This is a genomic window from Pseudomonas sp. MWU13-2862, from assembly GCF_023242495.1.
Classification (GTDB): domain Bacteria; phylum Pseudomonadota; class Gammaproteobacteria; order Pseudomonadales; family Pseudomonadaceae; genus Aquipseudomonas; species Aquipseudomonas gingeri_D.
The window spans coordinates 164,615-180,149 of sequence record NZ_JALMEZ010000015.1 but is presented as its reverse complement, the minus strand read 5'-3'; the positions used below and the strand labels follow the sequence as shown (position 1 = coordinate 180,149).

The following is a 15,535-nucleotide window of genomic DNA, read 5'->3' as shown; positions in this document are numbered from 1 at the left end:
AGACGCAAGTACGGCACTAAAGTCAGCCGTCTGAAAATGGATACATCGCCATCGCACTTGCACCGCCGAACGCCTACCCACAAGCTATGCTCCATCCAGCTTGAGTCTGCTTAAGAAAGAAGGCACACCGATATGCGAATTCTAGTCACCGGCGGTGCCGGTTTTATTGGCTCGGCCCTGATCCGGCACCTGATCCGCCATACCGAGCACGAGGTCCTTAACCTGGACAAGCTCACCTACGCCGGCAACCTGGAATCACTGAGCAGCATCGCCACGGACAGCCGCTATGAGTTCGTCCAGGCCGATATCGTCGACCAGGCCACCGTCAGCGCGGTGCTGGCGCGCTTCGAACCCCATGCCATCATGCACCTGGCAGCCGAATCCCACGTCGACCGCTCCATCGACGGCCCGTCGGACTTTATCCAGACCAATATCGTCGGCACCTACAGCCTGCTGGAAGCCGCCCGTGGCTACTGGTCGAAACTGCCCGAACCCGAAAAAAGCGCGTTCCGCTTCCACCATATTTCCACCGACGAAGTGTATGGCGACCTGCACGGCGTCGATGACCTGTTCACCGAAAACACCCCGTACGCCCCCAGCTCGCCGTACTCCGCGAGCAAGGCGGCGTCCGATCACCTGGTCCGCGCCTGGCACCGCACCTACGGCCTGCCGGTGCTGCTGACCAACTGCTCGAACAACTACGGCCCGTTCCACTTCCCGGAAAAGCTGATCCCGCTGGTGATCCTCAACGCCCTGGCCGGCAAGCCGCTGCCGGTATATGGCGACGGTCTGCAAGTGCGCGACTGGCTGTATGTCGAAGACCACGCCCGCGCCCTGTTCAAGGTAGTGACCGACGGCGTGGTGGGCGAGACCTACAATATCGGCGGCCATAACGAGCAGAAGAATATCGATGTGGTACGCGGGATCTGCGGCCTGCTGGAAGAGCTGGCGCCGACGCGCCCGGCCGGCGTGGAAAAATTCGCCGACCTGATCACCTTCGTCAAGGATCGCCCGGGCCACGACCTGCGCTATGCCATCGACGCCGGCAAGATCGAGCGCGAGCTGGGCTGGACCCCTGAGGAAACCTTCGAAAGCGGTCTGCGCAAGACCGTGCAGTGGTATCTGGAGAACCTGGAATGGTGCCGTCGCGTCCAGGATGGTAGCTATCAAGGAGAGCGCCTCGGCGCGCTTGACCATAAGGAACTCTTGGCATGATGAAAGGCATTGTCCTCGCGGGCGGCTCGGGTACCCGGCTGCACCCGATTACCCTCGGCGTTTCCAAGCAACTGCTACCGATCTACGACAAACCGATGATCTACTACCCGATCTCGGTGTTGATGCTGGCCGGCATCCGCGAAATCCTGGTGATCTCCACGCCCCAGGACCTGCCGCAATACCGCAACCTGCTGGGCGACGGCAGCCAGTTCGGGGTGCACCTGAGCTATGCCGAACAGCCGTCCCCGGACGGTCTGGCCCAGGCGTTCCTGATCGGTGAAGACTTTATCGGCGACGATCCGGTGTGCCTGATCCTGGGCGACAACATCTTTCACGGCCAGCATTTTGGCGACCAGTTGAAACACGCCGCGCGGCGGCCGAGCGGTGCGACGGTCTTCGGCTACTGGGTCAAGGACCCGGAACGCTTCGGTGTGATCGATTTCGACAGCGAAGGTCGTGCCCTTTCCATCGAGGAAAAACCGGCCAAGCCGAAGTCCAGCTATGCGGTCACCGGCCTGTATTTCTATGACAACGACGTCATCAAGGTGGCCAAGGCGGTCAAGCCTTCGCCTCGCGGCGAGCTGGAAATCACCGACGTCAACAACGCCTACCTCAAGCGCGGCGATCTGCATGTCGAACGCTTCGGGCGCGGCTTTGCCTGGCTCGATACCGGCACCCACGACAGCCTGCTGGAAGCCTCGCAGTACGTGCAGACCATCGAGCATCGCCAGGGCCTGAAAGTCGCTTGCCTGGAAGAGATCGCCTACCAGAACGGCTGGATCGACCGTGAGTATCTGCTGGAGCGGGCCAAATACTTCGGCAAGACCGGTTATGGGCAATACCTGTATACCGTCGCGGGAGAACACCGATGAAAGCAACGCCGACCCGCCTGCCAGGGGTGCTGATTCTCGAACCCAAGGTCTTTGGTGACGAGCGCGGTTTTTTCTATGAAAGCTTCAATGCCCGGGCGTTCCAGGACGCGACGGGACTCGACGTTTCGTTCGTCCAGGACAACCACTCGCGCTCGCAGCAAGGGGTCCTGCGCGGCCTGCATTACCAGTTGGAAAACACCCAGGGCAAGCTGGTGCGGGTGATTGCCGGTGAAGTACTGGATGTGGCCGTGGACATTCGCCGCAGCTCAGCCCATTTTGGCCAGTGGGTGGCGGTGCGCCTGTCCGCCGAAAACAACCGCCAACTGTGGATACCCGAGGGGTTCGCCCACGGCTTCGTGGTCCTCAGCGAGTCCGCCGAGTTCCTCTACAAGACTACCGACTACTACACCCCCAGCGCCGAACGCTGCATTCGCTGGGACGATCCAAGCCTGGCCATCGACTGGGAGTTCGCCGGTGTCCCCCAGCTGTCGGCGAAGGACCTGAACGGTAAAACCCTGCACGAGGCCGACTTGTTCGAATGAGTACTTCAGCCCTGAAAATCCTTATCAGCGGCCAGCACGGCCAAGTCTCCCGCGCACTGCAACAGCGGCTCGCCGATCTGGGCGAACTGATTGTCCTGGGCCGCGACCAGCTCGACCTGGCGCACCCGGAGCAGATTCGCCAACAGGTCCGCGCCCTGCGCCCCGACCTGATCATCAACGCGGCGGCCTACACCGCCGTCGACCAGGCCGAAAGCGAACCCGACCTGGCATTCGCCATCAACGCCACGGCGCCGGGCATCTTCGCCCAGGAAGCCGCCCACCTGGGCGTGCCGCTGATCCATTATTCCACCGACTATGTGTTCGACGGCAGCAAGGAAGAACCCTACACCGAAGACGACCCGACCCACCCGTTGAGCGTCTACGGCGACAGCAAGCTGACCGGCGAGCGGGCCATCGCCGCGGCCCGGGGCCAGCACCTGATCCTGCGCACCAGTTGGGTCTACTCCAATCACGGGCGCAATTTCCTGTTGACCATGCAACGGTTGTTGCAGGAAAAGCCGGAGCTGCGCATCGTCGCCGACCAGATCGGCGCGCCGACCTGGGCCGGCACCATCGCCAACAGCACCCGGGCCCTGATCGAACGCTGGCAGGCCGGCCACGCCGGAGCCTGGGGCACCTATCACCTGACCGCCAGCGGTGAAACCTCCTGGTTCGGTTTTGCCCAGGCCATCGGCGAGCAACTGCTGGCCCTGAACAAGCCCTGCGCCCTGATCGAAGCCATCCCCTCCAGCGCCTACCCGACGCCTGCCCGCCGGCCGCTGAACTCGCGCCTGGATTGCAGCCGCCTGTTGCGCGAATGGCAGGTTGCCCAGCCCGACTGGCACACTGCATTACGCGAGTGTCTTGCAGAGCAGGGCTGAGACATAATGCGTCGGACTCTACCGGCGCATTCTCTTCATGATCACGAGCCCCACCCTTCCCCGCAGACCCCGCTGGCGCAGCCTCGCCCTGCTGTTCCTGTGCCTGGCGCCGCTGCTGTGGCCGCTGGAGCACCTGGCCGAGCGCTACTACCGCAACGAACTGGTCAGCCAGAACCGCCAGACCCTCGACCTCTATGTCGCCAACCTGCTGGGTACCCTGCACCGCTATGAGGTCCTGCCGCAGATACTCGGCGACCTGCCGGCCCTGCGCGACGCCCTGGCAGAGCCGGACCAGAGCCTGCGCCTGACCAATGCCAACAACCTGTTGGAGAGTATCTGCGCCCAGACCGGCGCCGAAGTGATGTACCTGATGGACACCAACGGCAAGACCCTGGCGGCCTCCAACTGGGACAAACACGACAGCTTCGTCAATCGCAACTTCGCCTTCCGCCCCTACTTCACTGAAGCCATGGCCGGGCGCCTGGGGCGTTTCTTCGGTCTCGGCACCACGTCGGGCAAACGCGGCTACTTCTTTGCCGCGGCCGTGCATGAAGGGCAAAAGATCATCGGCGTGCTGGTGGTCAAGGTTGATCTGGACCGCACCGAAAGCCTCTGGGGCAGGACCCCGGAGCAGTTGATGATGACCGATCATAACGGCGTGGTCATTCTCACCTCGCACTCCGAATGGCGCTTCCGCTCGACCCGCGTGCTCAGCGAACAGGAACGCGATGCGATCACCGCCGTGCAACCTTACCCGACCCGCAATCCCCAGCCCTTGAACATCAACCCCGATGCCTGGCTGACCCAGACCCAGCAGATCGAGGAAACCGGCTGGAACGTGAGCATCCTCGCGCCGCGGACCCTGGTCGACCGTCCGGTGCGCACCGTCGTCGCGGTCGGCGGCGCAACCCTGCTGGTGCTGATGCTGCTGCTCGGCCTGATGATGCAACGGCGCCGTCATTACCTGGAGCGGATCGCCTTCGAGGCCAAGGCCCGACGCGAGCTGGAAATGCGCGTCGCTGAACGGACCAGCGACCTGGAAGGCCTCAACCGTCGTCTCAAACAGGAAGTGCTGGAGCGCGAACACGCCCAGCAGGAACTGGTGCGCGCCCAGGATGACCTGGTCCAGGCCGGCAAGCTCTCGGCCCTGGGTACCATGTCGGCGAGTATCAGCCACGAACTCAACCAGCCGCTGGCGGCAATCCGCAGCTACGCGGAAAACGCCGAAGTACTGCTCGACCACCAACGCACCGACGACGCTCGCGGCAACCTCAAGCTGATCAGCGAACTGACCGGACGCATGGCCTCGATCATCGCCCACCTGCGCGCCTTCGCCCGCCGCGACCGGCATGCCCCGGAAAGCGTGGCCCTGCAACCGGCCCTGGACGATGCCCTGGCCTTGCTGGCCAAGCGCCGGCGGGCCATGGAAGTCGAACTGATCCGCGACCTGCCGGCGGCGGCCCTGTGGGTCCAGGCCGGCGAAACCCGTTTGCGCCAGGTGCTCGGCAATCTGCTGGCCAATGCCCTCGACGCCCTCACCGAGAAAGGTCCGCCGCGTAAGCTCTGGTTGAGTGCGCAATCTTCCGAACAGGGCGTCAGCCTGACAATTCGCGACAATGGCCCGGGCTTCTGCCTGGAAGCCCTGGACCGCGCCGGCGAGCCGTTCTACACCACCAAGACGCGGACCCAAGGCCTGGGCCTGGGGCTGGCGATCTGCGATTCGCTGATGCGCGCCTTCGGTGGCGAGTTACTGTTTGCCAACCACCGCGACGGCGGCGCCTTGATCACCCTGCGGATGCGCGCTGGCGCGCCCGGGGTCAGCTTGCAACCACCCGAGGACTCGAGTGTATGAAAATCGACCACCAGATCCAGGTGGTGCTGATCGACGACGATCCCCACCTGCGCCAGGCCCTGAGCCAGACCCTGGACCTGGCCGGCCTGAAGATCCTGCCGCTGGCCGAAGCCCAGGGCCTCGCCGCGCAGATCGAGCGCGACTGGCCAGGCGTGATCGTCAGCGATATCCGCATGCCGGGCATGGATGGCCTGGAGCTGCTCAAGGAGCTGCATGACCAGGACCCGGAACTGCCGGTGCTGCTGATCACCGGTCACGGCGATGTGCCCCTGGCCGTAGAGGCCATGCGGGCCGGCGCCTATGACTTCCTCGAGAAGCCCTTCGCCAGCGATGCTTTGCTCGACAGCGTACGCCGGGCCCTGGCCTGGCGCCGCCTGGTACTGGACAACCGCAGCCTGCGCCTGGCGTTGAGTGACCGCCAGGAACTCAGTGCACGACTGGTCGGACACTCGCCGCTGATGCTGCGCCTGCGCGAACAGATCGGCGCCCTGGCGGCGACCCGCGCCGATGTGTTGATCCTCGGCGAGACCGGCGCCGGCAAGGAGGTCGTGGCGCGGGCGCTGCACGACCTGTCGAACCGCCGCAACGGTCCCTTTGTGGCGATCAACGCCGGGGCACTGGCCGAGTCGGTGGTGGAAAGCGAGCTCTTCGGCCATGAACCGGGGGCCTTTACCGGGGCGCAGAAACGCCGGATCGGCAAGTTCGAATTCGCCAATGGCGGCACCCTGTTCCTCGATGAAATCGAAAGCATGAGCCTGGACGTACAGGTCAAGCTGCTGCGGCTGTTGCAGGAGCGGGTGGTCGAACGCCTCGGCGGCAACCAGCAGATCCCCCTGGATATCCGCGTGATCGCCGCCACCAAGGAGGACCTGCGCCAGGCGGCAGACCAAGGGCGCTTCCGGGCTGACCTGTACTACCGCCTGAATGTCGCGCCGCTGCGGATTCCGCCCCTGCGCGAACGCGGTGAAGACGCGCTGATACTGTTCCAGTACTTTGCCGACGAAGCCAGCGCGCGCCATGGCCTGCCGCCCCATACCCTGCAACCGGCGCAACGCGGCCTGCTGTTGCGGCATACCTGGCCGGGCAATGTCCGCGAACTGCAAAATGCCGCGGAGCGCTTCGCCCTGGGCCTGGAACTGGCCCTGGACAACACGCCGGAAAATCTCGATACGAACATTGCCGGGCACCCGGGCGGCAACTTGAGCGAGCAGGTGGAGCACTTCGAGAAATCCCTGATCGCCGCCGAACTGGCACGCGCTCACGGCTCGCTGCGCAGCCTGGCCGAAGCCTTGGGTATTCCGCGCAAGACTCTGCACGACAAGCTGCGCAAACACGGTTTGAGCTTCGACAGCGTCGGCACCGCCGCCAGCGACGAACTCGAATGAATCACCGCCAAGAGGTCAGTGCATGAACCGCGACAGTCGTTACCTGGAATCCGTTCTCCATCACGATATTCCGCTTACCCGCGACATGAAGCTGAAGGTCCTGGATTGGCAGGCCGGGCAGTTGCGCCTGCACCTGCCGCTGGAACCCAACGTCAACCACAAGAGCACCATGTTCGGTGGCAGCCTCTATTGCGGCGCGGTGCTGGCCGGCTGGGGCTGGTTGCACCTGAGCCTGCGCGAGGCCGGGATCGAGGATGGGCATATCGTGATCCAGGAAGGGCAGATCGGTTATCCACTGCCGGTGACGGGGGATGCCCAGGCGATCTGTGATGCACCGCAGGAAAAGGTCTGGAAGAAATTCCTGGCCACTTACCAGCGTTATGGACGGGCGCGGTTGACCCTGGAGACGCGGGTGGTGAATGAGGGCAGTGAGGACGCGGCGGTGCGTTTCAGCGGGCAGTACGTGCTGCACCGCTGAGGAGTGCGGCGGTGTCCGTGTAGACGGCGCAAGGCTGCGAGGCCTCTTCGCGGGCAAGCCTGCTCCCACAGGGTTCGGCGCTGCTTTCAGCTACGCAACAAGTCCGGCAGCTGCCCACGCCACTGCGCATTGGCCGGCAACGCCAGGAAAAACGGATTGAGCAATGATTCGCGCGGCGGATAGCTGAAGCGTTCGCCGCTCAACTCCAGCACCTCGCCGCCCGCGCCTTCCAGCACGCCCTGGGCCGCCGCCGTATCCCACTGCGAAGTCGGCGCCAGGCGCGGATAAAAGTCCGCCGCGCCTTCAGCCAGCAGGCAGAACTTCAACGAACTGCCGATATTTGCCAACGCCAGTTCCCCCAAGCTACTGCTCAGCCCCGCCAACAATTTTTCCTGCTCCGGGCTCGAATGCCGGCGACTGGCAACCACGGTAAACGCCTCGCCCGCCGCCGGCACGTCACGTACCCGGATCGGCAGCGGCGCCGCGTCGGCATCCGCACGCCAGGCGCCCAGGCCGGCACCGCCGAAATAGCAGCGACCATTGGTCGGCATCGACACCACGCCAAACACCACTCGGCCCTGCTCGATCAGGGCAATGTTCACCGTGAACTCTTCGCTACCGGCGATAAATTCCTTGGTGCCGTCCAACGGGTCCACCAGCCACCAGCGCTGCCAGCCGGCCCGCACGGCCAGGGCGATATCGGCGTCCTCTTCGGACAACACCGGGATGCTCGGGTCCAGCGCCGTCAACCCATCGAGAATCAGGTGATGGGCAGCGATATCGGCGGCGGTCACCGGCGAGGCATCGGCCTTGTCCATGACCTGCACATTCGCCCGCCAGAACGGCAGGATCACCTCGCCGGCGCGGCGCGCCAGGTCGATCACCGGGGCCAGGTAGGGGTGCGGCAGATTCGAAAAAAACTCACTCACGATTGAAAAACTCCACGCTGGGTCAACAGGTCTCGCGCCAGGTACAACGCCGCCAGGGCCCGCCCCTCGCTGAACTGCGGGTTCTGCACCAGGGCGGACAACTCACGCAGATTGACGCGCTCGACCCGCATCGGCTCCGGCTCGTCGCCTTCCAGGCGCTCTTCATACAGGTCAGTGGCCAGGACCACCTGGATCTTCTGGCTCATATAACCGGGCGACAAGGACAGTTCGGTCAGGTGCTCCAGTTGCCGCGCGCCATAACCGGCTTCTTCCTTGAGTTCACGCTCGGCCGCCGCCAGCACGTCCTCGCCCGGCTCGATCAGACCCTTGGGCAGGGACAGCTCGTACTCGTCGGTGCCGCCGCAATACTCCTCCACCAGCAGGGCATGCTCGGCATCGATCATCGCCACGATCATCACCGCCCCGTAACCGGCGCCTCGGCCGACCAGGCGCTCGTAGGTCCGCTCAACGCCATTGGAAAAGCGCAGTTGCACTTCTTCAACACGGAACAAACGGCTGCTGGCGACGATTTCGCGGGCGAGGACGGTGGGTTTCTGGCGCATGGGGCGGCTCCTGGGCGTGAACGGGTTACTATACCGTGGCTTTTCCGATTGTCTGTGTCGGATATCCTTTACCGTTCGAGAAGTTTCCCATGCCCTCATTGCCCTGGCGCGACATCGACACCGTTCTGCTGGATATGGACGGCACCCTGCTGGACCTGCACTACGACAACCATTTCTGGATGGAGCACCTGCCCCAGCGGTATGCCGATCTGCATGGTGTCAGCCGGGAACTGGCCGAGCAGGAGCTGACGCCGTTGTTCAGGGACCATGCCGGCCAGTTGAAGTGGTACTGCCTGGACTTCTGGAGCGCCGAGTTGAAGCTGCCGGTGCGTGAGTTGAAGCTGGAGACGGCCCATCTGATTGCGCTGCGCCCGGATGCCGATACCTTCCTGGCAGCCATCCGTCGGGCTGGCAAGCGGGTCATCCTGATTACCAACGCCCACCGCGATTCCTTGTCATTGAAGCTGGAGCGCATCGAACTGGCGCCGTATTTCGAGCGTTTGATCAGTTCCCATGACTACGGTTTCGCCAAGGAAGACCCGCAGTTCTGGGACGCCTTGCAGGCCGATATCGACTTCGACCCGGCCCGCAGCCTGTTTATCGACGACACCTTGCCGATCCTGCGCAGCGCCCGGCGCTTCGGCGTGGCGCACTTGCTCGCGGTCAGCGAGCCGGACAGCCGTAAGGGCCCCAAGGACACCGAGGAATTCAACGCCGTAGGTGATTACCGGACCTTGATCGAAGGCCTGGAATAAGCAAGTTCGAAGCCAGGCGCGCTAGAATCCCCGGCTGTACAGCCCGCGGAGCGACGATGGACATCAAACAGCTGAAATTCCTGATTGCCCTGGACGAGACCCGACACTTCGGCCAGGCGGCAGCGCGCTGCCACATCACTCAGCCGACGCTGTCCATGCGCCTGCGCAGCCTGGAAGAAGAACTCGACCTGCAACTGGTCAACCGCGGCCAGCGTTTCGAAGGTTTCACCGCCCCTGGCGAACGGGTCCTGGCCTGGGCTCGTACCGTGCTGGCGGCCTACGACGGCCTGCAGGCCGAAGCCGCCGCCTGTCGCGGCAATCTGGTCGGTACCCTGCGCCTGCAACCCATCGCCGAAGCCCGGACCCTGGCCCGTCTCGGCCTGATCATGCGCCGGGGAGCACCACGCTCGGCCTTGGCGGAAGCCTGTTTCGCCCTCCACCAACGATCATCGAACAAGGCTTGATCGACGAGCTCTATCGGAAGATCAGTACTAGCGATTAGACGCGACCCTTTGTCGCGCCTAATCTTGACACTGGATATTCCGCCGGTAATGCCCCCATGAACGCCAAGGATCCCACCTGCGCGCTCCCTGCCGCCTCGACAGCCGTGCCCGCCGCCAGCCAGAGCTACCAGTACAGCGACCTCGATCGCAGCGAAACCGCTGAGACGGCGCTTGCCGAAGAAGTGGCCCTGGCGATTGCCTACAACGGCATCAGCCAGGCGGTCATGCTGGTCACCCCCACGGACCTCGAAGACTTTATCGTCGGCTTCAGCATCGGCAGCGGCATCATTGCCGACGCCTCTGAAATCTACGACCTGAAACTCAGCGGCAGCGGCTCGGCCCAGTACGCCCAGGTGGAAATCGCCAGTCGCGCGTTCTGGAACCTCAAGCAGCAACGCCGCCAGCTGGCCGGCACCAGCGGCTGCGGCCTGTGCGGCGTGGAAGCGCTGGAACAGGCACTGCCCGAACTCCAGGTGCTGCCCGGCGCGCCCTTGCCGCCGGCCGCCTGGCTCGACGGCCTGCGCCAACGCATCGGCGCCTTCCAGCCCCTGGGGCAATATTCCGGGGCCGTGCATGCTGCCCTGTTCATGAACGACCAGGGCGAATTGCTGCTGGGCCGTGAAGACATCGGCCGGCACAACGCCCTGGACAAGCTGATCGGCGCGCTGATCCGGCAGAACATCCCGACCACTGGCGGCCTGGCCATTGTCACCAGCCGTTGCAGCCTCGAACTGATCCAGAAAGTCCTGCGCGCCGGCATCCAGACCCTGGTCAGCCTGTCGTCGCCTACCGGCCTGGCCCTGCAGTGGGCGCGCCGGCACAACCTCAATCTCATCCACCTGCCGCAAAAGAATGCGCCGCGGGTCTACAGCCCTGCGATGGAGAAACCCGCGTGAGCAATCATCAACAAGCCGATCAGACCCCCACCCCGCGCTACAAGCCCTACAAGGGCGCGGCCGGTGGTTGGGGCGCGCTGATCAGCGTGGCCCAGGCCTGGCTGACCAGCGACAACGCGCTGAAGAACCTGCGCATGATGCTCAAGACCAACCAGAACGGTGGCTTCGACTGCCCGGGCTGCGCCTGGGGCGACTCGCCGGAAAGCGGCATGGTCAAGTTCTGCGAGAACGGCGCCAAGGCGGTCAACTGGGAAGCCACCAAACGGCAGGTGGACGCGGCGTTCTTTGCCAAGCACAGCGTCACTGCGCTGCTCGATCAGAGCGACTATTGGCTGGAATACCAGGGCCGCCTGACCGAACCGATGAGCTACGACCCGCTCACCGACCGCTACAAGCCCATCAGTTGGGAAGCCGCCTACGCCAAGGTGGCCAAGCACCTGCTCAACCTGACCAGCCCCGACCAGGCCGAGTTCTACACCTCGGGCCGCGCCAGCAACGAAGCGGCGTACCTGTATCAACTGTTCGTGCGGGCCTTCGGCACCAATAACTTCCCCGACTGCTCGAACATGTGCCACGAGGCCAGCGGCGTGGCCCTGGCCCAGAGTGTCGGGGTCGGCAAGGGCACCGTGACCTTCGACGATTTCGAACACGCCGACGCGATTTTCGTCTGGGGCCAGAACCCCGGCACCAACCATCCACGGATGCTCGAACCGCTGCGTGAAGCGGTGAAGCGCGGTGGCCAGGTGGTCTGCATCAACCCGCTCAAGGAGCGCGGCCTGGAACGTTTCCAGCATCCGCAGCACCCGCTGGAAATGCTCACCAATGGCGACAAGCCGACCAACACCGCCTATTTCCGCCCGGCCCTGGGCGGCGACATGGCCGTGCTGCGCGGCATGGCCAAGTTCCTGCTGCAATGGGAGCGCGAGGCCCAGGCGGCGAATGAGCCGTCGGTGTTCGACCACGACTTCCTCAACGAACACACCGCCAATGTCCTCGACTACCTGGCCGCCATCGATGACACCCCGTGGGAGCAGATCGTTTCGCAATCGGGCCTGCCCCTGGTGGAGATCGAGCAAGCGGCGCGGATGTACGTCAAAGGCAAGAGCGTCATCATGTGCTGGGCCATGGGCATCACCCAGCACCGGCACTCCGTGCCGACCATCCAGGAAATCGCCAACCTGATGCTGCTGCGCGGCAATATCGGCCGCCCGGGCGCGGGCCTGTGCCCGGTGCGTGGCCACAGCAACGTGCAGGGCGACCGCACCATGGGCATCAACGAGCGTCCACCGGTGGCGTTCCTCGACTCCCTGGAGCGACGCTTCCAGTTCAAGGTACCGCGCAGCAACGGCCATAACGTGGTCGAAGCCATCCACGCCATGCTCGACGGCCGGGCCAAGGTGTTTATCGGCCTGGGCGGCAACTTTGCCCAGGCGACCCCGGACAGCCCAAGGACCTTCGAAGCCCTGCGCAATTGCGAGCTGACCGTGCAGATCAGCACCAAGCTCAACCGCAGCCACCTGACCCACGGCAAGGAAGCGCTGATCCTGCCGTGCCTGGGCCGTACCGACATCGACATCCAGAGCGAGGGTCCGCAGGCCGTCACCGTCGAAGACTCGTTCAGCATGGTCCACGCCTCCAATGGCCAGTTGCAGCCACTGTCGAAGCAGATGCGTTCGGAGCCGGCGATCATTGCCGGCATTGCCGCCGCGACCCTGGGTACCCAGCCGGTGGACTGGCACTGGCTGGTGGCCGACTACGGGCGCATCCGCGACCTGATCGCCGACACCATTCCCGGCTTCAAGGACTTCAACCAGCGCCTCGCGCACCCGGGTGGTTTCCATCTGGGCAACGCCGCCGGCACACGCCGCTGGCACACCCCGTCGGGCCGGGCGAACTTCCGCTCGAATATCCTGCCGGCCGACCTGATCCACGAGCGCATCCATGCCACCGGCAAGGTGCCACATCTGATCATGCAATCGATGCGTTCCCACGATCAGTACAACACCACCATCTACGGCCTCGATGACCGCTACCGGGGGGTCAAGGGTCAGCGCGACGTGCTGTTCGTCAATGAGGCGGACATCATCCGCCTGGGCTTCAAGCCGGGCCAGAAGGCCGATATCGTCTCGCTCTGGGAAGACGGCCGCGAACGTCGGGTCAAGGGCTTCACCCTGCTGGCATTCGACATCCCCGCCGGACAGGCCGCCGCCTACTACCCGGAAGTGAACCCGCTGGTGCCGCTGGAAAGCATCGGCGACGGCAGCCACACCCCGACCTCCAAGTTCGTCGCCATTGTCCTGGAGCAGGCCAGCGAAACCGGTCTGATCATGGCAAAAGCAAGCTGATCCGCGAATGGCGGGGCGCTGCAACGGCGCCCTGCCAAATGGCAGAAGCAACGGGCTGCGGACTTCCAGGAAAATTCAGGCAAGTAAAAGAGCTCTTTCTGCATCCACCTTTTGAACCTGTTGGTGAATGATCAGCCACAAAGCCCATGCCTCAGCGCCGCCAACCTGCGCAGGTACACAGGGTGGAGGTGATCTGTGCTGATGCAATCGGTCGAGTCTCTTTTTGATGAACTTCGTCTACTCGATGAGCACCCGCGCATCGAGGCGAAACGTGCCGGACAAGTTGGTAGCTCAATCATGCAGACCCTCTGTGCCTTCGCCAATGAACCAGGGTTGGGTGGCGGGTATCTACTGCTGGGCGTGTGCGAGCCGGACGAGTTGCACGATAAGTTCTGGCTCGATGGCGTAACAGACATCGACAAGCTGCTGAATGACATTCAGGTCAATTGCCGTGAACAATTCGAAGCTCCCATTCCGGTGCAATGCGAAGCCGTAGTGCTGGAAGGCAAACGGATCATCGCCGTTTATGTGCCCGAGCTGGACGCAGCGGCAAAGCCTTGTGTGTTCAAGGGCAAATTCGACAGCAAAAACAAACGTAAGACTGGCGTCTGGCGGCGCGGTCTCAATGGTGATTACGAATGTTCCCAGCAAGAGCTTGAGCCTCTGTTACTGGCTAAGTCAGGACTGAGTTTCGAGCAGGTCGTTCTCCCGGATGCCGAGTGGGAGGACCTGGATTCTGGCACCATTTCTCTGTATCGCCAGCTACGCGCAAGGGTGCGTCCGCAGGCAGAGGAGTTGCTGGCTAACGACGAGGAAATGCTGCGCGCACTCAATCTCGTCAAGGAAACCAACGGACGCCTACGCCCTAACGTTGCAGGACTTCTATTGCTAGGCAAGTCTCTGGCTCTTCGTCGTCTATTGCCAGCCGTGCGCGTGGATTATGTGCGAATCCAGGGTGTGCAATGGGTGCAAGATCCGACACAACGTTTTGCGACCACCCTGGATTTCCGCGAACCATTGATTCGACTGATAGCACGACTGGAGGCCACGATTCTTGATGACATACCCCGGCACTTTCGTTTGCGTGAGGGAGAAACACAACGTTCCGATCAACCGTTGTTGCCTCAGAAAGTGATTCGCGAGGCGGTTGTGAATGCGCTCATGCACCGGGACTATCAGATCAACCAACCAACACTCGTGGTGCGTTACAGCAACCGACTGGAAATCCGCAACGCGGGCTACTCACTCAAACCCACGACGATGCTCGGAGAAATGGGCTCGCTATTGCGCAATCCGGTCATTGCCAGTGTGCTCTATGACTTGGATTTCGCCGAAACCAAAGGCACCGGTATCCGCACCATGCGCCGCTTGCTTCAGGAGTTGGGATTGACAGCCCCGGTGTTCAGCAGCCATCAACTGGAAAACCAGTTCACCGCTCACTACCTGCTCCACCAATTGCTGGGTGAGGAACAGTTACGCTGGCTTCAGCAATTCAACCACCTGCACCTGACTGATGATGAGGCCAAGGCCCTGATTTTAGCGTCGGAAACCGGCGCGGTTGATAATGCGGCCCTGCGTGATATCAGTGGACTCGACACGCTGGCGGCCAGCCAAGTGTTGCGCAGGCTGCATCATGATCGCGGCCTGCTGGTAAAAGGCGGTGGTGGTCCCTCAACCTATTACCAACTCGCCGAATTGCCCGCACCTCCATCTTTCGACGCACGACAAACCACCTCGATAGTCACAACCGACGCCACTAAGGTCCCAAATACGAGTGACCTGGCCCCAAATACGAGTGACCTGATCCCAAATACGAGTGACCTCACCCCGAATACAAGCGAGTTCCCCCCTACACTGCTGGTCGCGATCAAGACGCTCTCATCCAAAGCGCGCAAGGAAAAGCTGTGGCCTTTAATCCTCTGGCTTTGCTCAATCCGGCCACACAGCGCCGAACAGCTGGCCAGGCAATTACACAGGCAGATGGGGCCGCTGAAGACTGGGCATATCAACCCACTGCGCGACAAAGAAGGCTTTCTGGAATACCTACATCCCGAAGTGGTCAATCACCCGCAACAAGCCTATCGAACAACCGAGGCCGGCCGCCTGTGGCTTGCGGAACAAGGAATATCTCCTATCCCCTCGCCTCGACAGTAATAGGCCGATCATGGCCAAGGCGAGCTGATCGACACCCCGCGAGGCGCTCTATAACCAGGGCGTCGGATAGCCGCCTGGGCAATAGCAAAAGGCCATTCGACAAACCGCGGGCCCTTTACTAGAGTCTGCGGACGGTGCTGCGAATGTGATGTCCGGCACCCGCCC

13 protein-coding genes and 1 pseudogene are annotated in these 15,535 nt (G+C 63.0%); 12 read left to right on the top strand and 2 right to left on the bottom strand.

The window, feature by feature from the left end; genetic code table 11:
- Positions 1-132: 132 nt before the first annotated feature.
- Genes rfbB through M5C56_RS25330 form a run of 7 tightly spaced genes read left to right on the top strand, consistent with a single transcriptional unit; the run spans position 133 to position 7,225 of the window.
- Positions 133-1,215: a dTDP-glucose 4,6-dehydratase gene (rfbB, locus tag M5C56_RS25360; protein WP_103495412.1), complete on the top strand. Its 1,083-nt coding sequence runs from the start codon at positions 133-135 to the stop codon at positions 1,213-1,215.
- A complete protein-coding gene (gene rfbA, locus M5C56_RS25355) occupies positions 1,212-2,087 on the top strand; it encodes a glucose-1-phosphate thymidylyltransferase RfbA (protein WP_103495413.1) in 876 nt (291 codons plus the stop codon). The genes rfbB and rfbA overlap by 4 nt, the downstream gene beginning before the upstream one ends.
- The gene (gene rfbC, locus M5C56_RS25350; RefSeq protein ID WP_103495414.1) at positions 2,084-2,629 is read left to right on the top strand and encodes a dTDP-4-dehydrorhamnose 3,5-epimerase; all 546 of its coding nucleotides are present in this window, start codon (positions 2,084-2,086) and stop codon (positions 2,627-2,629) included. Before rfbA ends, rfbC begins: the two co-directional genes overlap by 4 nt.
- The gene (rfbD, locus tag M5C56_RS25345) at positions 2,626-3,510 is read left to right on the top strand and encodes a dTDP-4-dehydrorhamnose reductase (protein ID WP_103495415.1); all 885 of its coding nucleotides are present in this window, start codon (positions 2,626-2,628) and stop codon (positions 3,508-3,510) included. Before rfbC ends, rfbD begins: the two co-directional genes overlap by 4 nt.
- A 37-nt stretch (positions 3,511-3,547) precedes the next feature.
- Entirely contained in the window at positions 3,548-5,362 is a 1,815-nt protein-coding gene (locus M5C56_RS25340; protein WP_103495416.1) for an ATP-binding protein, read from the top strand.
- Entirely contained in the window at positions 5,359-6,747 is a 1,389-nt protein-coding gene (locus tag M5C56_RS25335) for a sigma-54 dependent transcriptional regulator (RefSeq protein ID WP_103495417.1), read from the top strand. Before M5C56_RS25340 ends, M5C56_RS25335 begins: the two co-directional genes overlap by 4 nt.
- Positions 6,748-6,769: 22 nt before the next feature.
- The gene (locus M5C56_RS25330) at positions 6,770-7,225 is read left to right on the top strand and encodes a YiiD C-terminal domain-containing protein (protein ID WP_103495418.1); all 456 of its coding nucleotides are present in this window, start codon (positions 6,770-6,772) and stop codon (positions 7,223-7,225) included.
- Positions 7,226-7,311: 86 nt separating this feature from the next.
- Here the strand turns inward: M5C56_RS25330 and cysQ are convergent, their stop codons facing one another.
- A complete protein-coding gene (gene cysQ, locus M5C56_RS25325) occupies positions 7,312-8,154 on the bottom strand; it encodes a 3'(2'),5'-bisphosphate nucleotidase CysQ (RefSeq protein ID WP_103495419.1) in 843 nt (280 codons plus the stop codon).
- Entirely contained in the window at positions 8,151-8,717 is a 567-nt protein-coding gene (gene nudE / locus M5C56_RS25320) for an ADP compounds hydrolase NudE (RefSeq protein ID WP_103495420.1), read from the bottom strand. The genes cysQ and nudE overlap by 4 nt, the downstream gene beginning before the upstream one ends.
- Before the next feature lie 89 nt (positions 8,718-8,806).
- On the opposite strand from nudE, the gene yrfG reads away from it, so the two are divergent.
- From yrfG to M5C56_RS25295, 5 genes and pseudogenes are all read left to right on the top strand, one after another.
- Positions 8,807-9,472 (top strand): GMP/IMP nucleotidase, encoded by a 666-nt coding sequence (gene yrfG, locus M5C56_RS25315; RefSeq protein ID WP_103495421.1) that lies wholly within the window; start codon positions 8,807-8,809, stop codon positions 9,470-9,472.
- Positions 9,473-9,528: 56 nt separating this feature from the next.
- Positions 9,529-9,813 (top strand): annotated as a pseudogene (locus M5C56_RS25310) (LysR family transcriptional regulator); the annotation flags it as partial.
- 218 nt (positions 9,814-10,031) lie between these two features.
- Complete coding sequence (fdhD, locus tag M5C56_RS25305) at positions 10,032-10,871, top strand: formate dehydrogenase accessory sulfurtransferase FdhD (RefSeq protein WP_103495423.1); 840 nt, start codon at positions 10,032-10,034, stop codon at positions 10,869-10,871.
- Entirely contained in the window at positions 10,868-13,216 is a 2,349-nt protein-coding gene (locus M5C56_RS25300; RefSeq protein WP_103495424.1) for an FdhF/YdeP family oxidoreductase, read from the top strand. The genes fdhD and M5C56_RS25300 overlap by 4 nt, the downstream gene beginning before the upstream one ends.
- 201 nt (positions 13,217-13,417) lie before the next feature.
- Complete coding sequence (locus tag M5C56_RS25295; protein ID WP_103495449.1) at positions 13,418-15,370, top strand: ATP-binding protein; 1,953 nt, start codon at positions 13,418-13,420, stop codon at positions 15,368-15,370.
- Positions 15,371-15,535 lie beyond the last annotated feature (165 nt).